Origin of the sequence: Streptomyces sp. RKAG290 (genome assembly GCF_023701695.1) — a bacterium.
Lineage (GTDB): Bacteria > Actinomycetota > Actinomycetes > Streptomycetales > Streptomycetaceae > Streptomyces.
Window position 1 is genome coordinate 3,740,650 of sequence record NZ_JAJOZC010000001.1, and the last position, 19,895, is coordinate 3,760,544.

The following is a 19,895-nucleotide window of genomic DNA, read 5'->3' on the forward strand; positions in this document are numbered from 1 at the left end:
GGGCCGGTCGGTCCGGGAAGGGCTGGCCCGGGGCCCGGCGGCCGGTTAGCGTCGCCGCATGTTCCCGTCGACGCGCTCCTCCTCCGGCCCGGCCGCCTCGTTCGACCCCTGGTCGGCGGCGTTCGTCGCCGATCCGTATCCCGCCTATGCCGAGCTGCGGGCCGCCGGCCGGGCGCACTACTTCGAGCCCACCGACCAGTGGCTCGTGCCGCACCACGCCGACGTGTCCGCGCTGCTGCGTGACCGGCGCCTGGGCCGGACGTATCTGCACCGCTTCACGCACGAGGAGTTCGGCCGGACCGCGCCGCCCGCCGCGCACGAGCCGTTCGAGACGCTCAACGGGCAGGGGCTGCTGGATCTGGAGCCGCCGGACCACACCCGGATCCGGCGGCTGGTCTCCAAGGCGTTCACGCCGCGCACGGTCGAGCGGCTCGTCCCGACCGTGCGGCGGCTGGCCGCCGGGCTCGTCGACGACTTCGTCGGGTCGGGCGGTGGTGACCTGCTCAAGGAGGTCGCCGAGCCGCTGCCCGTCGCGGTGATCGCCGAGATGCTCGGCATCCCGGAGTCCGACCGGGCGCCGCTGCGGCCCTGGTCGGCGGCGATCTGCGGGATGTTCGAGCTCAACCCCTCCGAGGAGACCGCCCGCGCCGCGGTACGCGCGTCCGTCGACTTCTCCGCGTATCTGCGCGAGCTGATCGCCGAGCGGCGCGGAAACCCGGGCACCGACCTGATCTCCGCGCTCATCGCGGCCCACGACGAGGGCGAGCGGCTGACCGAGCAGGAGATGGTCTCCACCTGCGTGCTGCTGCTGAACGCCGGACACGAGGCCACCGTCAACACCACCGTGAACGGCTGGTGGACGCTGCTGCGCCACCCCGCCCAGCTGGCCGCGCTGCGGGCGGACCACGGGCTGCTGCCGTCCGCGGTGGAGGAGCTGATGCGGTACGACACCCCGCTCCAGATGTTCGAGCGCTGGGTCCTGGACGACATCGAGATCGACGGCACGGTCATCCCGCGCGGGTCCGAGGTGGCGCTGCTCTTCGGCTCGGCCAACCGGGACCCGGCCCGCTTCACGGACCCGGACACGCTGGACCTCTCCCGGCAGGAGAACCCGCACGTCACCTTCGGCGCGGGCATCCACTTCTGCCTGGGAGCCCCGCTGGCCCGGGTGGAACTCGCGGCCTCCTTCGAGGAGTTGCTGCGGCGGGCGCCGGGCATGCGGCTGGTCGCGGAGCCGGAGTGGAATCCCGGGTACGTGATCCGGGGACCGAAGGAGCTGCGCGTGGAGCTGTGACCGGCCGGGCGCGGGGGCCGCGTGCGACCGGTGCGCCCGGGGCGTCCCCCGTGGGCCGCGCACGGCCGACAGGGGACGGGTCACGCCCGCGGGCCGTGTCAGTTCAGCATGTCCCGCCGGCGCAGCGCCCCCAGGCCGCCCGCCACCAGCGCCACCGCGACCGCGGTGAGCAGCGCTACCGGTCCCCACTCCATCCCCGCCCCCGGCAGCTTCGGCAGGTGGGTGAACGGCGACAGGTCCATCACCGGCTGCGGCAGATCCAGGGCGGGGCCGATCCAGCCCAGGGCCAGGCAGAGCCCCACCAGGCCCCAGGCGGCCACGGCGGCCCTCGGCAGCGCCCCGTACAGCAGGACCGTCACCCCGCCCAGCAGCCAGACCGCGGGCAGCTGCGCCAGTGAGGCGCCGAGCACGGCCGGGAGGTCGTGCCCGTATCCCGCGGCCAGGCCGAGGCCGCCGGCCGCCATGATCAGGGCCGCGCCGCCGAAGGCGATGACCAGGTGACCGGCCGCCCAGCCGGTCCGGCCGACCCCGCCCGCCAGCACCGGTTCGGCGCGTCCGGCGGTCTCCTCGCCGTGCAGCCGCAGCACCGAGGAGACGATGTACAGCGCCGCCACCGTGCCGAGCACGGAGACCATCGAGGCGAGGAACGCATCGGTCAGACCGGCCTGCCCGCCCATCCGCTCGAAGATCTCCTTCGTCTTCTCGTTGTCCCCCACGAGATCGGCGGCTCCGCCGGTCAGGCCGCCGAAGACGACACCGACCGCGGCGAACCCCACCGTCCACCCCACCAGTGCACCGCGCTGGAGCCGCACGGCGAGTCCGGAAGCGGTGGCGATCCGGCCCCGGGCGGGACCCGGTCGCGTCGCCAGGAAGCTCATGCCGACATCGCGCCGCTCGGTCAGCGCGTACGCCAGGGCGCACTGCACCGCCGCGGCGCCGGCGAGCACGAGGAGCACCCACCACCGCTCGGCCGCGTACGGCCGCACGTTCTCCGCCCAGCCGATGGGGGAGAGCCAGGTGAACACCGACGAGCCGTCGTCCGTCGCGGAGTCGCCCGCCGCCTTCAGGACGAAAGCGGCGCCGATCACCGCCGCCGTCAGCCCCTTCGCGAGCCGCGCGCTCTCGGTGAACTGAGCGGCGATCGCGGCGGTGCAGGCGAACAGCACCCCCACCCCGGCGACGGCCGACGCGAGCGCCACCGCTCCGGCGCCGCCCGCCCCCGACCCGGCCATCCCCGCCATGATCATCAGGGCCAGCCCGGCGTTGGCGATCACCGCGGCGAGCAGTGCCGCGGTCAGCGGGGCGCGGCGCCCCACCATGGCCGAGGAGAGCATCTCCTGACGGCCGGTCTCCTCTTCCTCCCGGGTGTGCCGCACGACGACGACCAGGCTCATCACCGCCGCCAGCGCGGCCCCGAAGGCCATCATGCGCCAGCCGACGAGTCCGCCGACGGAGTCGCCGAACACCGGCCCGTACATCGCCCGCACCGAGCTGTTGCCGTTCATCGAGGCGGCGAGCTCGGCACGCCGGCCGGCCGTGTCGTAGAGCGCGGAGATGGACTTCCCGACGGAGGAGAACGAGCCGCCGAGCACGATCACCCAGAGCGGCATGATGATCCGGTCGCGCCGCAGGGCGAGCCTCAGCAGGGGCCAGGTCCCCGCGAGCTGTCCGGCCCCCGCCCGGCGCCCCGCGCCGGCCTTGGCGGTCATGGTCACGGCAGTCATCGCGCCGCCACCTCCGGGGCCGGGGCGGTGTCCGCCGCGTAGTGCCGCAGGAACAGCTCCTCCAGCGTGGGCGGGGTGCTGCTCAGCGACCTGACCCCGGACGCCGAGAGCGACTTGAGGACGGCGTCCAGCTTGTCCGTGTCGACCTGGAGTGTGACCTGGCGCCCCTGGATGTCGAGGTCGTGCACCCCGGGCAGTCCCGCCAGCCCGGCGGGCTCGGCGGCCAGTTCGGCACGGATGTTCGTCCGCGTCAGATGGCGCATGGCGGACAGCGAGCCGGTCTCCACCGTCCGTCCCTGCCGGATGATGCTGACCCGGTCGCAGAGCGACTCGACCTCACTGAGGATGTGGCTGGAGAGCAGGATCGTCCGCCCGCGGTCGCGTTCCTCGGCGACGCAGGCCTGGAAGACCTCCTCCATCAGGGGGTCGAGCCCGCTGGTCGGTTCGTCGAGGATCAGCAGGTCCACCTCGGAGGCGAACGCGGCGACCAGGGCCACCTTCTGCCGGTTGCCCTTGGAGTACGTCCGGCCCTTCTTGGTCGGGTCGAGCTCGAACCGGTCGACGAGGCCGGCGCGCCGGGCGTCGTCGAGGCCGCCGCGCAGCCGCCCGTAGAGATCGATCACCTCGCCGCCGGAGAGGTTGCGCCACAGCGTGACGTCACCGGGGACGTAGGCCACCCGCCGGTGCAGTTCGACCGCGTCGTGCCACGGGTCGCGGCCGAGCAGCTGGGCGGCGCCGGAGTCGGCCCGCAGCAGGCCGAGCAGCACCCGGATGGTGGTGGACTTCCCTGACCCGTTGGGCCCGAGGAAGCCGTGGACCTCACCGGACTCGACGGCCAGGTCGAGCCCGTCCAACGCGTGTGTCCGGCCGAACGACTTGTGCAGCCCGGCCACGGTGATTGCCTTCGTCATGATTTTGAAAGTACGCTACTTTCACAAACTTGTGAAGTTAAGGAAGCGTATAAACTCGGAGCCGGAACCGGGGACGGGGATCAGCCGGGGGATCAGGGGAGACGATGGGCCGATGAGCAGCGAAACCGGAGAGCAAGCACGCCAGGCGGAGGCGGGGGACGGGCGCGACGCGGAGGCCGTGTCGCGGTTCGTCGAGCGGTTCGCGTCCGAGATGACCGAGGCGGGGATGCAGCGCATGGCCTCGCGCGTCTTCGCCGCGCTCCTCGCCGACGACGACGCCTCCATGACCTCGGCCGAGCTCGCCCTGGCCCTGCAGATCAGCCCGGCCGCCGTCTCCGGCGCAGTGAGTTACCTCACTCAGGTCAGCATGGTGGGCCGCGAGCGCGACCCGGGTTCCCGCCGCGACCGCTACCGCCTGCACAACGAGATCTGGTACACCACCTTCGCCAGCCGCGACCAGGTGCTCACCCGCTGGGAGCGCACCCTCAAGGAGGGCGCCCGCACGCTCGGGGAGCACACGCCGGCCGGTGCGCGGATCGCCGAGACGGCCGCGTTCTTCGAGTTCCTGCAGTCGGAGCTGGAGGGCCTGATGGGCCGCTGGCAGGAGCACCGCAAGACCCTCGACCTCCCGACGGCCGCCGGGCCCGCGGGCGCCTGACGGCGCCCGTCACGGACCGGCGACGGCATGGGCGACGGGGGAATGGGCGGCGGGGCCGGCTACCCCTCGACCGCCGGCAGCATCAGCCCCCACGCCCCCGGCCGCACCGTCCAGGTCCGCGTCCGGACCGGCCCGCCGACCTGTATGTCCGCGCGGTAGCGGAAGTCCGCGCCGGAGACCGTGACGGCCTTGGCCTCCGTGGTGACCGGTTCGCCGTCCGGCGAGTGGATCGTCACCTCCGCGAGGCCGCCGTCGCCGCACCCCGAGGTCATGGTCACCGATTCGACCGGGCGGTCCAGATCGTTCAGCAGGACGCCGTCCGCCTCGACCCGCAGCCGGTGCAAGGGCGGCGGGGCGGCCGGCGCCGAGGGCGCGGTGTGCACCAGGGTGCGGACCAGGGAGCGGCAGGTGTCCCAGACCGCGGTGACGCCCGTGTGGGGCGCCTCCGCGCCCGGTGCGCCGCTCAGGGCGGGGATGCGCAGCGCGCCCAGGACGACCCCGTCGCTGTCGTCGACCAGCAGGTCCAGCCGCCGCACCACGCCGTCGAGCGCGGTGCGGGCGGCGGCCACCGCACCCGTCGGCACGCCGAGTGAGTGGGCGAGTTCCAGCGCGGCCGCGGCGCCGACCGGGATCAGTGAGAGGGCGCTGCCGGCGGGCTCCCGCTCGCGGTGCAGCAGGGCCACCGCACGCCTCAGCGCCCGGTCGTCACCGATCACCACCGCGCGCCGGCCGCCCCGGCGGGACAGGGCCCGGGCGAACTCCTCGGGGTTGTCGGGAAGGCAGATCTTGGCGTGCGAGCCGGCGCTCAGCACGTCCTTGGCGATCCGGACGGACTCGCCGTCCGTCCGGCGGGCGACCGGATCGATCACCACCAGCAAATGGGGCGCACCGTTACCGGGGGCTGGGCAGCCGACACCTCGGTCCTTCCTCGGGTAGCATCTTGGTGCAAGAGCCCCTTGCGCTATTGCGCCAGGGGCTTGGTCTATTCCGGGGCACCCGGTTCGACGGTTCAGGCCTTGTCGTACAACGTCGTACGGCATGTACGACGTTTACGTACGCCCCCTGACCTTGGACATGCCCCGCCCGGAAGGGGTGTACGCCTGTGCCCGCACTTGTGCTGCTCGGTGCTCAGTGGGGTGACGAGGGCAAGGGGAAGGCCACCGACCTCCTCGGTGGATCCGTGGACTATGTGGTGCGCTACCAGGGCGGCAACAATGCCGGCCACACGGTGGTCGTCGGCGACCAGAAATACGCACTTCATCTCCTCCCCTCCGGAATCCTGTCACCGGGGTGTACCCCGGTCATCGGTAACGGTGTCGTCGTCGACCCTGCGGTCCTGCTCTCCGAGCTGAGTGGGCTGAACGACCGCGGCGTGGACACGTCCAAGCTGCTGATCAGCGGTAACGCTCATTTGATCACCCCGTACAACGTCACGGTCGACAAGGTGACGGAACGGTTCCTCGGTAAGCGCAAGATCGGCACGACCGGGCGCGGTATCGGCCCGACGTATGCCGACAAGATCAACCGGGTCGGCATCCGCGTCCAGGACCTCTACGACGAGTCGATCCTGGAGCAGAAGGTCGAGGCGGCCCTGGAGCAGAAGAACCAGCTTCTGGCCAAGGTCTTCAACCGGCGCGCGATCGAGGCCGGCAAGGTCGTCGAGGACATGCTCCAGTACGCGGAGCAGATCAAGCCCTACGTCGCCGACACCACGCTGATCCTGAACGACGCCATCGACGCGGGCAAGGTCGTCCTCTTCGAGGGCGGTCAGGGCACGCTGCTCGACGTCGACCACGGCACGTATCCCTTCGTCACCTCGTCGAACCCGACCGCCGGCGGCGCCTGCACCGGTTCCGGCGTCGGCCCGACGAAGATCAGCCGGGTCATCGGCATCCTCAAGGCCTATACGACGCGTGTCGGCGCCGGTCCGTTCCCGACCGAGCTGCTCGACGAGGACGGCGAGGCGCTGCGCCGGATCGGTGGCGAGCGCGGTGTCACCACCGGCCGTGACCGCCGCTGCGGCTGGTTCGACGCCCCGATCGCGCGGTACGCGACCCGGGTCAACGGGCTGACCGACTTCTTCCTCACCAAGCTCGACGTGCTCACCGGCTGGGAGCAGATCCCGGTCTGCGTGGCGTACGAGATCGACGGCAAGCGCGTCGAGGAGCTCCCGTACAACCAGACCGACTTCCACCACGCGAAGCCGGTCTACGAGATGCTGCCGGGCTGGTCCGAGGACATCACCAAGGCGAAGACCTTCGCCGACCTGCCGAAGAACGCGCAGGGTTACGTGAAGGCGCTGGAGGAGATGTCCGGCGCCCCGATCTCCGCGATCGGTGTCGGCCCCGGCCGGACCGAGACCATCGAGATCAACTCGTTCCTGTAGGCACCTGGAGCGGAAGGAGGGCCGGGGCGCCGAGCGTCCCGGCCCTCCCGCATGTGCGGCCTCAGTCCTCGCCGCAGATCCGCAGCCCCTGCGGCGTCGCGCACGGCAGGTGGCCGTGGGTGCGGACGACGTCCTGACCGCTGCCGCGGCTGAGGTAGGCGAGGAAGCTGGAGGCCAGTGAGTCGGCGGGCGGGCTGCCGTAGGTGTACGCGTACTCGATCTCCCGGTACGGGTAGCTGCTGGTGCCGATCGTGTCGACGGACGGGGTGGTGCCGTCGATGGCGAGCTGGTGCGCCCCTGCCGGTCTGGTGCCGGAGCGCAGTTCGCTGTAGCCGATCGCGCCGGGGAGCCGGCCGACCGTGGCCAGGACCTGTTCGGTGGAGTCGAGTTCACAGCGGATGACGGGGGCCTGCGGGTCGTCCTTCGTGGTGCAGTCGCGGGAGGACTGGGCGGGCTCGTTGCGGCCCAGGACCCGGCGTTGGAAGACCTCCCGGGTGCCGGAGTTGGCGTCCCGGCTGACCAGCAGCACGGGGAGGTCGGGGCCGCCGACCTCCTTCCAGTTGCGGACGTCGCCGCGGTAGATCCGGCGGACGGTGTCCCGGGTGAGGTTCTTCAGCGGCACCCGGTCGTTGACGACCAGGCGGAAGAGCGAGACGGCGACGCGGTTCTCGCGCAGTTGCGGGAAGCCGCTCGGCTTCGGGCCGTCGGAGAGGGCCACGAGGGCCGGCGATCCGGACCGCCCGGCTCCGGCACCCCGTTCGGCCAGTTCTCTTATCCCGGCGGTGCTGCCGTGCGCGTCCACCGTGACGGTCGCCCCCTCGCACGCCTTGCCGTACTTCACCGCCAGTTCCTGAAGGACCGGCTCGAAGGCGGTCGAGCCGGTCAGGGTCAGCTCGCCGCGGGCGCAGCCGATCGGGGGCGGGGTGTCGTCGCGCACCAGGATGATGGCGGCCAGCGTGACGACGCAGACGGTCAGTGCGACGGTGATGAACCGCGCGGCCCGGCCGAACAGCGGGGGCTTCTCGTCGGGGCGGGCCGCCTTGTTCGGCGTCACCTCGCCGTCCCGGATGCCTCCGGTGACCCGGATCGGGCTGCCCACCCGCCCTCCGGTGAGCAGGACCAGGAGCTTGAAGTGCTCGCCCCGGTTGAGCGGTACGCGCGGCAGCCGGATGAGGGAGCCGGTCCCGCGGAGTCCGGCGGCCGGGGTGAAGTGGTCCATCAGGTGGTCGGCGCCGGGGGAGTGGGTGACCGCGATGCCGCGGACCCGGCGTTCGGAGAACCCGACGACCAGGCCGTGCAGTTGCTCGTCAGGGCCGGTGTAGTCGCCGCGGGTGATGGACTGCGAGCCGTCGTTCTCGATGCGCAGCAGGACGAGCGTGGCGTCGGACATGTCCGGGGTCTCGTCGAAGAGTCCGAGCCGTACGTTGGCCCGCGCCTGGCCGGCGTCGCTGCCGATCGGGGTGTCCATCTGGACCCGGTAGCCGATGCGTTTGCGGCGGGGCACGCGGCGCTCGTACCAGAGCACGCCCACGGAGGCGAGGACGCCCAGCACGGCGGTGAGCACGGCCACGATGTTCTCGGCGCTGAACCACTCCACGGCCTTCACCAGCTCTCCTCGGGGGTGCGTGCGCACCCGCGGCCGCCGGCCTGCGGTGCGCGTCACCGTACGTGCGAAGAAAGGGAGTTGGGGCCGATGGGTGTTTCCTTCGGGCGACGTTCGCCCGCTGTTCGTCCGGTGGTCAGGGGTGAGGTGCGGCCGACCACCGGAGGGCTGGTCTAGACCTTGACAGGTCCAGACCAACAGGGATTGGGTGTCGGGGTGCCAGGACGGCCCGCCCGCCGGTGTGCGCGGGGGCCGTGCCCGACGAACCGTGCCTGTCGAAGGAGTGAGCAGCGCTGAACCGCATCAAGAGCGTTCTGACCGTACTGAGCGCCGTCATCGCGACGGCGGCCTTCCTTCCCGCCGCGGCGAACGCCGCGCCCGCCACCACGGCCTCGGCCCCGTGCGCACCGGTCTGGAGTTCGTCGACCGTCTACCGGGCCGGTGGCGCCGTCTCGCACCACGGCCGCAACTGGACGGCGAAGTGGTGGACGCGGAACGACAATCCGGGAGCCACCAGAGTCTGGAAGGACCGCGGGGCCTGTACGGGCGGGGTCTCCGACTTCGTCATCAGTGAGGCGGAGTTCGACGAGATATTTCCGGACCGCGACGCCTTCTACACGTACCAGGGCCTGATCGACGCGCTGCACGCCTACCCCCGCTTCGCGAACACCGGGAACGAGGCGACGCGGAGCCGGGAGGCGGCGGCGTTCCTGACGCACGCCGACTTCGAGTCGGTCGGTCTGCAGTACGTCAAGGAGATCAACGAGGCCAACTACTGGATCAAGTGCGACTACAGCCAGCCCTTCGGCTGCCCGGCCGGTCAGTCCGCGTACTACGGCCGCGGCCCGATCATGTTCAGCTGGAACTTCAACTACAAGGCCGCCGGTGACGCGCTCGGCCTCGACCTGCTGAACAACCCGTGGCTGGTCGAGCAGGATCCGTCGGTCGCCTGGCAGACCGCCCTCTGGTACTGGAACACCCAGAACGGTCCGGGCACCATGACCTCGCACCACGCCATGGTCAGCGGGGCAGGCTTCGGTGAGACGATCCGCTCGCTCAACGGGTCGCTGGAGTGCGACGGCGGCAACCCCGCGTCCGTGGCGGCGCGGGTGGCCAAGTACGAGCGCATCACCGGCATCATCGGTACGAAGCCGGGTTCGGGGCTCACCTGCTGAGGGTGCGGCGGGCGATTCGTGCGCGGCGGGCGGCTGACCGGTCGGACAGTACGGCGTCCCGCATGCTGGACGGGCCCGAAGGTTTTTACCTTCGGGCCCGTCGGCGTCCGGGCGCCGTTGCGGAGTGGCTCCCTCCGTAATCGGCCCTGCTGAAGGCTCCCTTGACGGAGGAGGGTGTGCGGTGCCCTCCGTGTGGAGGATTCGTCGGGAAGGAATCCCCGCGTTGGTCTAGACCTTGACAGGTTCAGACCAGCAGCGCTTGAGTGTCGGTCACCCCCCATGGCGGCGCACCGATGAGCTCGGTGCGCCGCGCCTAAGGAGTGCTCACATGATCAGACGCATCATGGGCCTGCTCGCCGCGCTGGGCGCGGTTGTCGCGACGGTCGTCATTCTCCCCGCCACCACCGCGTCCGCGGCCGAGTGCGCGGGCGCCTGGAACTCCTCGTCCGTGTACACCGGCGGTGGAGCCGCCTCCTACAACGGCCACAACTGGACCGCCAAGTGGTGGACCCAGAACGAGACGCCGGGCAGCTCCGACGTCTGGGCCGACCAGGGAAGCTGTGGCGGCGGCGGTACGGACCCGGGCGACCCCGGTTCCTCCGCCGGCTTCATCGTCAGCGAGGCGCAGTTCAACCAGATGTTCCCGGGCCGCAACTCCTTCTACACCTACAGCGGGCTGACCGCCGCGCTGGACGCCTACCCGGGCTTCGCCAACACCGGCAGCGACACGGTCAAGCGCCAGGAGGCGGCGGCGTTCCTCGCCAACGTCAGCCATGAGACGGGCGGCCTGGTGTACGTGGTCGAGCAGAACACGGCCAACTACCCCCACTACTGCGACAGCAGCCAGCCCTACGGCTGCCCTGCCGGGCAGTCCGCGTACTACGGCCGCGGCCCGATCCAGCTCAGCTGGAACTTCAATTACAAGGCAGCGGGCGACGCACTCGGCATCGACCTCCTGGGCAACCCCTACCTGGTCGAGCAGGACGCGGCCGTGGCCTGGAAGACGGGCCTCTGGTACTGGAACACCCAGAGCGGTCCCGGCACCATGACCCCCCACAACGCCATGGTGAACAGCGCCGGATTCGGTGAGACGATCCGCTCCATCAACGGCTCCATCGAGTGCAACGGCGGCAACCCCGCTCAGGTGCAGAGCCGGATCGACAAGTACCAGGCGTTCGTGTCGATCCTCGGCACCACGCCCGGGTCGAACCTGAGCTGCTGACCCGCTGAGATCCCGTGGACAGGGGGTGCTTCCGGCTTCACGGCCGGAGGCACCCCCTGTCGCCGCTACCGGTCCTCGGTGATGTCCTCGGCGATGTCCAGCGCCCGGAACGCCAGCCACAGGTCGTAGCGGGCGCTCGGCGACCGCAGCAGCGAGCGCTGGAGCACCGTTTCCAGCCGGGTCAGCCGCTTGCGCATTCCGGGCACGGAGATCTCCAGCGCCTCGGCGGCCGCGCCCAGTTGGGCCTCGCACGCCAGCCAGGTGCGCAGCGTGGTGTGCGGGTCGGCGGCGCCGGCCGCCCCGGGGATGCCGAGCGGGCGCAGCTGCTGGGCCGCCCAGGAACGGACCGCGGGGATGCGCAGGATCTCGTCCAGCGAGAGGGCGGGCGCCGTGGTGCCCCCGGCCGGACGGCCGGGACGGGCAGGGTGGGCGTGGCGCGGATGCACAGCGCCAGGTCGAGCGCGGCCTGGTCGGCGACCCGGTTCAGATCCAGGTCCAGCAGCTCACCGATCAGCCGCAGCCGGGCGGCCAGGGTGTTGCGGTGGATCTTCAGATGCCCGGTCGCGTGCGAGGAGAAGGCGAGCCAGGACGCGAGGGTCGCCGCGAGCTCCTGACTGCCGGGGTCCTGGCTGCGGCGGGGCAGGTAGCTGAGCAGCGGGGCCAGCAGCGCGTCGGCCCACCGCGCCCCCTCGGCACCGACCACGAGCGCGGGCTCGGGAGCCGACCCGAAGCGGGCGTGCCGGCCGGGCAGCCCGCGGGCCACGGCCAGCGCGTGGAACGCCTGGCGGTACGCGGTCGCCGTGTCGGGCAGCGGCACGTCCTCGCTGATGCCCACGACGCAGTCGGCCACCACCGCGGCCACCTCCGGGCCGAGTTGCCCGTCGGCCGGTTCCGGTCCGGCCGGCGCGATGAGGATCAGATGGCGCGCGTAGACCGGGCACCGGATGATCCACGACCGCCCGCCGGACAGGTCCGCGCAGATCCGGGCGACCTCGTCACGGCTGTCGCCCGGGCACTCGACGACACAGACCCGGACCGGGTCGGGCAGGCTGGGCTTCAGGGCGCCCGCCACCTGGTGCGCGATCGACAGCTGGCCGGTCATGAGTAGATGAAGTACCGCCTCCCGGCCGCGGGACTCCGCCAGATCGACGCGACGGCGCTTGCGCTCGACGGTCTCGGCCGCCCAGCACATGGCCAGCGGCAGCGCGGCGTCGGCCACCAGCGTGGGAAGCCCGTCCGGGAGCGGGCGCCGGCCGACCACGCCGAAGACCGGTGCGGCCACGCCCGACGGGCCGTCCAGGGAGAACAGCAGGGCGGCCTGCGGCCCCTTGTCGAACGCGAGGGAGCGGGCGCCGAGCGCCGTCAGCTCCTTCGCACCCTCGGCCGCGAGTGCGGCCGATCCGGCGCTCGCGGCATCCGGGTCCCGGGCGACGCCGTGCAGAACGGTGCCGTCGCGGCCGACCAGGCCCGCCCAGCCGTCCGCACGGCCCGACACCCAGCGCAACAGCTCCTGGGAGCCACCGGCCCGGGCGAGTCCGAGCATCCTCATGACGTCGTCGGCCCGACTCCCCGCGTGCACACTTCCCCCGCTCCTGCCGGAAACCGGAGTGCAGAGTACCGGTTCGGTTGTGCGGACTGATACCTCCGCCCGGCCACACAGTGCGAACTGAATCTTTACCGGCCCCTACCCACCGGCCTAGAGTCCGAACGCGGTTGCGGGCCTTTCGGGGGAGAGGCACGGGGGACGACGGCAGCGGCTCACGGGGGTGGCCGCTGCCGTCGGCCGCAACCGCCGCTGCGCGCCGCGTTGTCAGTGGTGACCCTTAGCGTCGGAGACCAGAGATGGTCGGCGCACGAGGAGAGGTCACCACCATGGAGTTCCGGATCGAGCGCGGCGTACTGGCCGACGCCGTCGCCTGGGCGGCCCGGGTGCTGCCCACGCGGTCACCCGTTCCCGTGCTGGGCGGTCTGCTGCTGGAAGCGGCGGACGGCCGGCTGTCCGTCTCCGGCCTCGACTACGAGGCATCCGCCCGGATCGAGGTGGACGCCGGGACCGAACGGCCGGGCCGGGTGCTGGTCATGGGCCGCCGGCTGCTGGACGTGTGCCGGGTGCTGCCCGAGGGGCCGTGGAGTGCGCGGTGGAGGGCTCCCGGTTCACGGTGACCGGCGGCGGCGCGGGCTTCGGACTGTCGGTGCTGCCGCTCGACGACTACCCGGCGCTGCCTCCGCTGCCGGAGGTCCTCGGGGCCGTGGACAGCCAGGAGTTCGCGGCGGCCGTCGCGGACGTGACGGTGGCGGCGGGCCGGGACGACACGCTGCCGACGCTCACCGGTATCCGGCTGGGACTCGACGGTGACCGGATGACCCTGGCGGCCACCGACCGGTACCGCTTCGCGGTCCGCACCCTCGGGTGGAAGCCCGCGGCGGCCGGTGTGTCGGCCGATGTCGTGGTCTCGGCCCGCAGGCTCACCGAGATCGCCCGCTCCTTCGGCCGCTCCGGCCTGGTCAGCCTGGCGCTGGACAACGGCTCGGCGGGCTTCGAGCTGGCCGGGATGCGCACCACGGTGCGCCTGCTGGACGGCCGGCTGCCGCGCCACGACAAGCTGTTCGCGATGAAGGACCCGGTGACGGCGGTGACCGACCTCGAGCCCTTGGTCGAGGCGGTGAAGCGGGTCTCGGTGGTGGCTGACGGCGACAGCCCGCTCCAGTTCGCCTTCCGGCCGGACTCCGTGCTTCTGCAGGCCGGCTACGAGGACGACGTGGCGTCCCAGCGGCTGCCTGCCGAACTGGCGGGCACCGACGAGCTGACGGTCGCCTTCAACCCCACCTACCTGATGGACGCGCTGTCCTCGTTCGACACCCCGGTGGTCCGGTTCCACCTGATGGGGCCGGGGCAGCGCGCCATGGTCACCGGACATGCGGACCGCGAGGACGCGACGGGTCTGCTGGAGGGGCCCCACCAGCACCTGCTCATGTCGGTCAAGCCGCTGTTGTAGGCGCGGGGCCGGGCTGACTGCGCCCGGCCCCGCACCCCTCCCGCGTCCCTGCTCCGGCTACTTGGTGAAGTAGAAGTACTTCCAGGCGCCGTGGGTGGTCGTGTTCAGGAAGTCACCCGACTCGCTGTCCACGTACGAGGCGCGGGCACGCATCCGGTAGCCCGTGTCGTGGGCGCCGGTCAGCGTCACGATCGACTTGCCGTTGGTGCCGAGCTTGAAGTACTGCTGGCCCGCGTCGTACCACTTGCCCTGGTAGTAGATCTCCAGGGCGAGCCGGTACTTGCGGTTCTTGAAGTAGCTCATCGTCGTGGTGAAGGCCGGGTCGGTCTTCTTGTGGAAGTACGCGTACGAGGTGGAGCCGATCTTCGCCGTCCGGTACTGCTTGGAGACGGTGGTCGAGACCCTGACCTTCGCGTACGCCGTGGACGTGACCGTCCTGGGCGCGTAGCGGCCGTCGCCCTTGAAGACGGCGGTGACGGTGGTGTCCCGGGTCATGTCGACCGTGGCGGACAGATTGCCCTTGGAGCTGACCTTGCCGGTCTTCACCAGCTTCCTGGGCTTGTCCGTGCCGTACGGGTCCGCCCACAGTTCGACGGTGCGGCTGCTGTACGTCGTGCCGAGGTGCGCGGTGAACGACACGTCGGTGCCGTAGGCGTACAGCGCCTTGTTGTGGTTCAGGGTCAGCGAGGTGGCCGCTCGGGAGACGGCGACCTTGTCGCTGCCCGAACCCGGGGAGTGGGTGGCGTCGCCCGCGTACGACACCTTGTAGGTGACCGTGCCGCCGGCGGGCGGGGTGTCGGTGAAGGAGAACGTGCCGTTCGACTTCAGGGCCACCGCGGGCAGGGCCTTGCCCTTGGCCGACTCGAGGTCGGTACGTGTCACCGTGGCCTTGGCGCCCGCGGCGAACGCGCTGTTCGACGCGGCCTTGCCGGTGACGGTGAGCTTCTTGCCGCGCGTCGCCTTCGCCGGGGCGGTGACCGTGACCGTGGTCACGGACCTGACGGGGTCGGTGAGCACCCGCAGCGAGCGGACACCGTTGCTGTTCACGGTGAGGGCGAAGAGCCGGCTGGTGTCCGGTGCCCAGGCCAGGCCGGCCGGGTCCAGGGTGTCCGAACCGCTGGTGTAACCGGTGTTGGGGAAGTCGTACGTCCGCACCGGCTTGGCGGTGACGCCCTGCTTGTACACGTAGACGTCCGGCTCGTACCAGCCGTCGATGCCGGCGGCGACCGTCCCGTCCGGGGCGATGTCGACGGCGTTGGGGTACGCGTCGGACGGGTACGCGATGTCGGGCTTGAGGTCCGAGGTCCGGTACACCTGGTGGGTGTACGGAGCGCCGCTGGCGACCACGAGCTGCGAGCCGTCCGGGCTGAGCGCGAGGTCGCGCAGGTTGCTCCCGTTCGCGAAGAGGTACGCGGTCCGCACGGCCGTGCCCGAGCCCACGTCGTACGTGGCGAGCTCCGTCGGACTCTGGCTCTCGATACCGGCGGCCAGCACGTCGGGCGCGCCCGGGGTGGAGGCCAGGGTCGGCGCGTAGGTCCAGGTGCCGTTCGTCTCCTGGCCCAGGTCCACGACCGGCTCGGCGCCGCTCAGGTCGAGCGAGCCGAGGTGGCCCGAGCCGCCCCCGGCGTACCCGAACCAGAGCTTGCCGCCCGCGAGCGCCGGGTACTTCGGGCCCGTGCCTTCGCCGGTGGCGTACCGGGCCGACTCCTTGAGGGCCGCCGTGTCGATGGTGACGATGGCATCGGCGCCAGGTACGGCGGCGAAGAGGGTGCCGGAGTCGGCGGACAGGTCGAGGCCGGTCACCCCGGGCAGCGACGGGATCGTCGCGACGACCGCGCCGTTGTAGTCGGCGACGAGGACCTTGCCGCCGACCGGGTCGCTGATGAAGACCCGCTTGTGCACGCCGTCGGCGACGATGTCGCCGACGGACGCGGCAGGAAGGATTCTGCTGGAGTCGGCGGCGGCCGGATTCGCCGCACCGCCGACCAGTACCACTGAGCTGAAGAGGACCGCGAGCGAGGTCGCGGTGGAGATTCTTCGCGTACGCAAGATGCTGATGTCTACCCCCACGGTGAAGAGGGCCGCATGGCACCCGGAGATGAGAACGGGGTGCGGCCCAGGACCGCAGGGTATGTCATGACCTTCACAGGTTTTACACAGGTGCCCAGGTGGGGGCGTCGGCGGACCCGGCCAGGCGCCGGACTCGTGCCGTGACCCTCTCCGGTCAGCCGGACTTCGTGTACGCGAGCTTCTCGCCGGTGGCCGTGTTCTCGCGGCTCAGGGTGCCGTCCGGGAGGAGGGTGAGCGTGGTGGCGCTGCCCGGTGTGCAGGACGACATGGGCCGGCCGAGCGTCACCGTGGACGGCCCGACCTGGAGCGGCTCGTCCCCGCTGACGTCGGCCGTCAGGTCGGCCTGGAACACGCAGCGGTAGGTGCCGCCGGTGTCCGTCGGGCCCTCGGCGGTGAGGGTGAGGACGGCGTCGCCGGCCCGGCCCTGCTGGATGACGAGTTCGCGGGTGGAGTGGCCGGAGGCGTTGTCGATGGAGCCGGACCAGGTGCCCAGGTAGCCCTCGGGGACGCCGCCCTCTTCGCTGCCGTTCTGCGCGTCGTCGCTGGGGACGGGTCCTGGGGGCCGTCGGGGGAGGGGGAGTTGGAGGAGTCGTCCGACGGGGAGGGGCTCGTCGAGTGCGTCGGGGAGGCGTTGGTGTCGCCGCCGTCGTTCATCAGCGCGTAGACGGAACCGCCGGCCCCTATGGCCACGAGAACGGCGATCGCGACGAGCGCGACGGTCGAGCCGGCGCCCCTGCGGGCGGGTGCGGGGTCCTGGTTCGCCGCCGGGTACTGCGGGCCGTACGGGGGCGTGGAGCCGAAACCGGGCTGCTGCGGATATCCGTACGCGTAGCCCTGGTGGGGTTTCTGCTGCGGATACCCGTACCCGTGGTCGGGGTTCTGCTGCTGCGGATAGCCGTATCCGTGGCTGGGGGTCGGCTGTTGCGGATAGCCGTATCCCTGGCCCGGGTACGGCTGGGCGGGCAGTTGCGGATAGCCGTACCCGGGGGAGGGCGCGGGTGCGGGGGTCCGGGCGGTGGTGGCCCGTCCGTCGGGGACGCCTGCGGCGCGTGGAGACCGACCGTGGTGGGGAGGGTGTGGACGCTGCCGGGTACGGACTGCTGCGGGGGCGTGGGTGGTTCGGCCGGGGACGCCGCGTCGGGGGCCGGTACGTCCGGTGCCGGTACGGCGGCGGCTGCGGCGGCCGCGGCGGCCGCGGGAGCTGCGGGGGTCGCGGGGGTCGCGGGGGCGTGCGGGGGTGGTGTGTCCTGCGGGGGTGTGCCGTTCGGCGGCGTTGCCGCGTCGGCCGGGATCGCGTCGGCGGGGGTCGTGTCGGCCGGGACCGGGCTGGTCGGGACCGGGCCGGCCGGGACCGCGTCGGCCGGGACCGCGTCCTCCGGGTCCTCCGAGTCGAGCAGTTCCACGGCGTGGCGGCCGAGTTGGGCGATGAGCGCGCCGGGCAGCCAGGGCTCCGCCGTGTGGTCCTCGGACAGCCGGTCCAGGATCTCGTCCGTCGTCGGTCTCGCCTCCGGGTCCTTGCGCAGGCAGTCCTGGATCAGTTCCACGAGGTCGACCGGCACCCCGGTCAGGTCCGGGTCCTCCTGCGCGATCCGGAACAGCAGTGCGTGCACCCCGCTGGCCGCCGCGCCGAACGGCAGCCGCCCGGTGGACGCGTACGCCAGCACCGAGCCCAGGCAGAACACGTCGCACGCCGTGGTCACCCGCTCGCCCCGCACCTGCTCGGGCGACATGAAGCCGGGGGAGCCGACCAGGGCGCCGGTGCGGGTGAGACCGCCGTCGGTGACGGTGTCGAGGGCTCGGGCGATGCCGAAGTCGATGACCCGGGGCCCGTCGATGGTCAGCAGGATGTTGGAGGGCTTGAGGTCGCGGTGGATGACGCCGGCCGCGTGGATGGCCCTGAGGGCATGGGCGAGACCGGCACCCAGGATGTGGACCGACCGCTCGGGCAGCGGGCCGTACGCCCCCGGGGCCGGGCCTGCCGAGGTGCTCGCGCGGCCCGTGACGGTGGTCTGGAGGGAGGGGCCGGCGACGTATCCGGTGGCCACCCACGGCACGGCGGCCTCGGTGTCGGCGTCCAGCACGGGCGCGGTCCAGGTGGAACCGACCTGGCGGGCGGCCTGCACCTCCTGGCGGAACCGGTCGCGGAACTCCTGCTGTTCGGCCAGCTCCTCACGCACGAGCTTGATGGCGACCGTACGTCCGCGGTCGGAGCGGGCCAGGTACACCTGGCCCATGCCGCCTGCGCCGAGCCGGCCCAGCAGGCGGTACGCGCCGATGCGTTGCGGATCGGCGGACCCGAGCTTCTCCATGGTGTGCAGTCCTCCCCCGTACGGCGACACGCCGGACGGGTCGAGAATAGCGGCGTGGTCGAGGCGTGGCGGGGTGCGGTTGCCCGGTCCCCGGCCGGGACTTGTCCTCAATCGCCGGACGGGCTCGATTTTCCGGCCCTCGCGAGCCGGTCCCGCGAGGGCGTCCCGGTCCGCGGTGCCGGTTCCGTCCTCAAGCGCCGGACGGGCTGGGTGGTGCGGGGCCGGCTCGGGGGTGCCGGGTGGGCTGGGGTGTCGGGTGGGCTCGATTTCCCGTCGTCCGTGAGGGCTTCCCGGTCCGCGGTGCCGGTTCCGTCCTCAATCGCCGGACGGGCTGTGGGTGCCGGACGCGCCGGGGGTGGCGGGTGGGGATGACTCTGGGGTTGTTCTCAGGGTGTCCATCGCCTCTGACAGGCGTTCCAGTACTCGTACCGTCTCCGCGAAGCCCTCCGCGCCCAGCTCCTGGGCCAGACGTGCGGCCAACTCCGCGTGGCCGGGGCCGATTCGGGAGATCGCTGCGTGGCCCTCCTGTGTGGGGCGCAGCAGTTTGGCCCGGCGGTGGGCGGGGTTCGGGACGTATTCCGCGAGGCCCTTGTCCACCAGCAGATCGGCGGTCCGTTGTACGCCCTGGCGGGTCATGCCCATGGCGCGGGCGATTCCGGCGACCGGCAGCGGCTCGTTCAGCACCGCGCCGAGCACCTGCCAGCGCGCGGCGGTCAGGCCGGCCGGCCGGGTCAGCTCCTCCGACACGGTGAGGAACTGACCGTTGAGGCGGAAGACCCCGAGAGCGGTCCGGCTCAGCCGGTCCTGGTCCGCGCGGCTCATCCCTGGAGCACCTCGTACGCGCTCGCGTCCGAGTCGTGGAAGAGCCGGAACCAGGCGTCGAGCTTCACGGCGTCGTACACACCGAGCCGGGCGAAGACCTCACGGGCGAACGCGACCGGCTCGGTCGGACCGGCGGTGATCAGGTCGCCGTCGGTGACCGCGTCGGCGTCGACGTAGTGCTTGCCGCCCGCGTAACCGGTGGCTGCCAGGTAGAAGGACACCGCGCTCGTGTGCGCCCGCTCGTCGAGCAGCCCCTCACGGGCCAGCCCCGCCGTCGCCCCGCAGATCGCGGCGACCGGCACGCCCGCGTCCAGGAAGGTGCGGGCGGCGCGGGCGAACGGTGCGAGTGCGTCGCCGGTGTCCCACAGGTCCGCGCCCGGCAGGATCAGCAGCTCGCTGTCCTCGGGGCGCAGCTCCGCGAGCGACAGACCGGGCTGGACGGTCAGCCCGCCGATGCTGGTGACGGGGGCGGTGGTGGGGCCGACCGTCCGCACGGTGAAGCCGTTGCGGGCGAGATGGGCGGTCGTGTGCCCGGTCTCCCAGTCGGCGAAGGTGTCGTACACGGCAAGGTGTGCGGTCCTGCGGGTCATGACGGCCTCCTCGACGGGAAGAACGTGTATGCCAACATGCTGTCATTTCGACAATGTGTTGTCAATTGGTCGAGGTGCGCGCGGTCGGGGTCCGTGCGGCCGGGCCCCGGACGACCCGACACCCTGCCGAATCAC

At 72.0% G+C, this 19,895-nt stretch carries 14 protein-coding genes and 2 pseudogenes; 6 read left to right on the forward strand and 10 right to left on the reverse strand.

What is annotated here, in order from left to right; all coding sequences use genetic code 11:
• The first annotated feature begins 58 nt into the window (after nt 1-58).
• Entirely contained in the window at nt 59-1,294 is a 1,236-nt protein-coding gene (locus LNW71_RS16355; RefSeq protein WP_250968899.1) for a cytochrome P450, read from the forward strand.
• 98 nt (nt 1,295-1,392) lie between these two features.
• On the opposite strand, the gene LNW71_RS16360 is transcribed toward LNW71_RS16355, so the two are convergent.
• Nucleotides 1,393-3,018, reverse strand: coding sequence for an ABC transporter permease (locus LNW71_RS16360; RefSeq protein WP_250968900.1), 1,626 nt, complete (start codon nt 3,016-3,018; stop codon nt 1,393-1,395).
• A complete protein-coding gene (locus tag LNW71_RS16365) occupies nt 3,015-3,929 on the reverse strand; it encodes an ABC transporter ATP-binding protein (RefSeq protein ID WP_250968901.1) in 915 nt (304 codons plus the stop codon). Before LNW71_RS16365 ends, LNW71_RS16360 begins: the two co-directional genes overlap by 4 nt.
• A 112-nt stretch (nt 3,930-4,041) precedes the next feature.
• Here LNW71_RS16365 and LNW71_RS16370 point away from each other — a divergent pair, with 112 nt between their 5' ends.
• Nucleotides 4,042-4,587 carry a MarR family transcriptional regulator gene (locus tag LNW71_RS16370; RefSeq protein ID WP_250968902.1) on the forward strand — a complete coding sequence of 182 codons (546 nt, stop codon included), beginning with the start codon at nt 4,042-4,044 and terminating at the stop codon, nt 4,585-4,587.
• A 59-nt stretch (nt 4,588-4,646) separates the two neighbouring features.
• Here the strand turns inward: LNW71_RS16370 and LNW71_RS16375 are convergent, their stop codons facing one another.
• Complete coding sequence (locus tag LNW71_RS16375) at nt 4,647-5,459, reverse strand: diacylglycerol kinase (RefSeq protein WP_250968903.1); 813 nt, start codon at nt 5,457-5,459, stop codon at nt 4,647-4,649.
• A gap of 230 nt (nt 5,460-5,689) precedes the next feature.
• Here LNW71_RS16375 and LNW71_RS16380 point away from each other — a divergent pair, with 230 nt between their 5' ends.
• Nucleotides 5,690-6,973: an adenylosuccinate synthase gene (locus LNW71_RS16380; RefSeq protein ID WP_250968904.1), complete on the forward strand. Its 1,284-nt coding sequence runs from the start codon at nt 5,690-5,692 to the stop codon at nt 6,971-6,973.
• A 61-nt stretch (nt 6,974-7,034) separates the two neighbouring features.
• On the opposite strand, the gene LNW71_RS16385 is transcribed toward LNW71_RS16380, so the two are convergent.
• Nucleotides 7,035-8,570, reverse strand: coding sequence for a substrate-binding domain-containing protein (locus LNW71_RS16385; protein WP_250972034.1), 1,536 nt, complete (start codon nt 8,568-8,570; stop codon nt 7,035-7,037).
• 320 nt (nt 8,571-8,890) lie between these two features.
• Here LNW71_RS16385 and LNW71_RS16390 point away from each other — a divergent pair, with 320 nt between their 5' ends.
• A complete protein-coding gene (locus LNW71_RS16390) occupies nt 8,891-9,751 on the forward strand; it encodes a glycoside hydrolase family 19 protein (RefSeq protein WP_374119526.1) in 861 nt (286 codons plus the stop codon).
• A 328-nt stretch (nt 9,752-10,079) separates the two neighbouring features.
• Entirely contained in the window at nt 10,080-10,973 is an 894-nt protein-coding gene (locus LNW71_RS16395) for a glycoside hydrolase family 19 protein (protein WP_250968905.1), read from the forward strand.
• 65 nt (nt 10,974-11,038) lie between these two features.
• Here the strand turns inward: LNW71_RS16395 and LNW71_RS16405 are convergent.
• Nucleotides 11,039-12,516 (reverse strand): annotated as a pseudogene (locus LNW71_RS16405) (helix-turn-helix domain-containing protein).
• A 329-nt stretch (nt 12,517-12,845) separates the two neighbouring features.
• On the opposite strand from LNW71_RS16405, the pseudogene dnaN reads away from it, so the two are divergent.
• Nucleotides 12,846-13,969, forward strand: a pseudogene (gene dnaN / locus LNW71_RS16410) (DNA polymerase III subunit beta).
• Nucleotides 13,970-14,026: 57 nt separating this feature from the next.
• Here the strand turns inward: dnaN and LNW71_RS16415 are convergent.
• The 5 genes from LNW71_RS16415 to LNW71_RS16435 all read right to left on the reverse strand — a co-directional run bounded on the left by LNW71_RS16415 (nt 14,027) and on the right by LNW71_RS16435 (nt 19,760).
• Complete coding sequence (locus LNW71_RS16415) at nt 14,027-16,018, reverse strand: WD40 repeat domain-containing protein (protein WP_250968907.1); 1,992 nt, start codon at nt 16,016-16,018, stop codon at nt 14,027-14,029.
• Between the two features lie 175 nt (nt 16,019-16,193).
• A complete protein-coding gene (locus LNW71_RS16420) occupies nt 16,194-16,391 on the reverse strand; it encodes a hypothetical protein (RefSeq protein WP_250968908.1) in 198 nt (65 codons plus the stop codon).
• 328 nt (nt 16,392-16,719) lie between these two features.
• Nucleotides 16,720-18,348, reverse strand: a complete 1,629-nt coding sequence (locus LNW71_RS16425; RefSeq protein ID WP_250968909.1) for a serine/threonine-protein kinase — start codon at nt 18,346-18,348, stop codon at nt 16,720-16,722.
• Nucleotides 18,349-18,663: 315 nt separating this feature from the next.
• Nucleotides 18,664-19,170, reverse strand: coding sequence for a MarR family winged helix-turn-helix transcriptional regulator (locus LNW71_RS16430; RefSeq protein WP_250968910.1), 507 nt, complete (start codon nt 19,168-19,170; stop codon nt 18,664-18,666).
• Nucleotides 19,167-19,760 (reverse strand): type 1 glutamine amidotransferase family protein, encoded by a 594-nt coding sequence (locus LNW71_RS16435; protein ID WP_250968911.1) that lies wholly within the window; start codon nt 19,758-19,760, stop codon nt 19,167-19,169. The genes LNW71_RS16430 and LNW71_RS16435 overlap by 4 nt, the downstream gene beginning before the upstream one ends.
• Nucleotides 19,761-19,895 lie beyond the last annotated feature (135 nt).